The 1,305-nt window shown below is 68.7% G+C and carries 2 protein-coding genes; one reads left to right on the plus strand and one right to left on the minus strand.

The genetic code is table 11. From position 1 onward, the window contains the following. On the plus strand, window positions 1-735 hold a 735-nt coding region (locus U4E84_RS17595), incomplete at its 5' end, for an ABC transporter substrate-binding protein (protein WP_322533376.1). Between the two features lie 64 nt (window positions 736-799). On the opposite strand, the gene U4E84_RS17600 is transcribed toward U4E84_RS17595, so the two are convergent. Next, window positions 800-1,210: a DoxX family protein gene (locus tag U4E84_RS17600; RefSeq protein WP_322533377.1), complete on the minus strand. Its 411-nt coding sequence runs from the start codon at window positions 1,208-1,210 to the stop codon at window positions 800-802. Window positions 1,211-1,305: the final 95 nt, after the last annotated feature.

Genomic DNA, 1,305 nt, shown 5'->3' on the forward strand with positions numbered 1-1,305 from the left:
GACGTCAACGGAGACATGGCCACCGCCGCCTACGACATCACCGACTTTCAGGACGGCGAGCTCACCACCCTCGACACCGTCGAGTTCGGCGAAGAGCTCACCGACGAAGACGAGGACGCGACCGCCGAAGACCCGGTCGGAATCGACGGCGAGTTCACGGCTCGAATCGGCGTGTTGATGCCGGAGACCGGCGACCTCGGGCCGCTGGGCGGCCCGATCCGCGACGGCGCGCTGCTCGCGGCCACGCAGGTCAACGACGCGGACATCGACGTCGACGTCGAGACCAGAGTGGAAGACACCCAGACGGACCCGCAGGCGGGTATCTCGGGCGCGAACGCCATCATCAACGCGGGCTACGGCGCGGTCGTCGGCCCGGCGTCGTCGAACGTCAACCTCCAGGTCGCCGAACAGGTGTTCATCCCCAACGGCGTCGTCGGCATCTCGCCGTCCTCGACCGACCCGAACGTGACGGACTTGGAGGACGACGACTACATCTTCCGGACCGCTCCCTCCGACCTGCTTCAGGGGCCCGCGATGGCGGACCTCGCCGCGGGCGACAACGTCGGCGCCGAAAGCTCCGGCACGCTGTACCTCAACGACGCCTACGGGCAGTCGCTGGAGGAGTCGTACGTGAGCGCCTTCGAGGAGCGCGACGGGACGATCGACCAGCGCGTCTCCTTCGAACCGAACCAGGCGACGTACACCAGCCAGTGGTCGAGCGTGCTGAACGAGTAGGAAACTCGCCGGCCCTTTTCCGTTTTTTCACCGCGGCGTGAGCCGCTGCGCCCGCCGCAGGCGATCAGTTCTTGTACGCTTCCCGCAGGAACACCAGGGCCCCGCCCAACATCGCGAGATTGCCGAAGAAGGCAAGCCGCTCGCCGCTTTTGTCGTCCTCGTCCGCGTTCCAGAAGTCGTGCATCGTCGCGGTCACGACCGTCAGGAACGCGACCGCCGCGCCGGTCGCGATCCGGGGGAGCCGCCAGAAGGCGACACCGAGGCCGGCGACGACCATCATGCCGGAGGCGAACGGCGCGGCGACGTCCGGCATCGGGACGCCCGCCGACTCGGCGTACTCGATCGTGTCGTCCATGTCGCGGAAGTCCTCCGAGGCCTGCGCGGCGAGGCCGACGCCGAGCAGGACGCGGCCGAGCCGCGACGGTGCGCCGCGGTCGGTCGATTCGTCGACAGTCTCTGGGGATCCGTCGCTCATGTGACACACAACGCGGCCACGCCTCATAAATCGCGGTGGCGGGTCGCCTCCGCGGCCACCCGCCCCTGTCACTCCCGCTCGGTCCGCGCGAGCAG

This window comes from Halorubrum sp. AD140, assembly GCF_034497445.1.
Taxonomy (GTDB): Archaea; Halobacteriota; Halobacteria; order Halobacteriales; family Haloferacaceae; genus Halorubrum.

Excerpts from the sequence above, each read along its gene's own strand:
- U4E84_RS17600 (WP_322533377.1), bottom strand. The coding sequence starts at position 1,210 with ATGAGCGACGGATCCCCAGAGACTGTCGACGAATCGACCGACCGCGGC.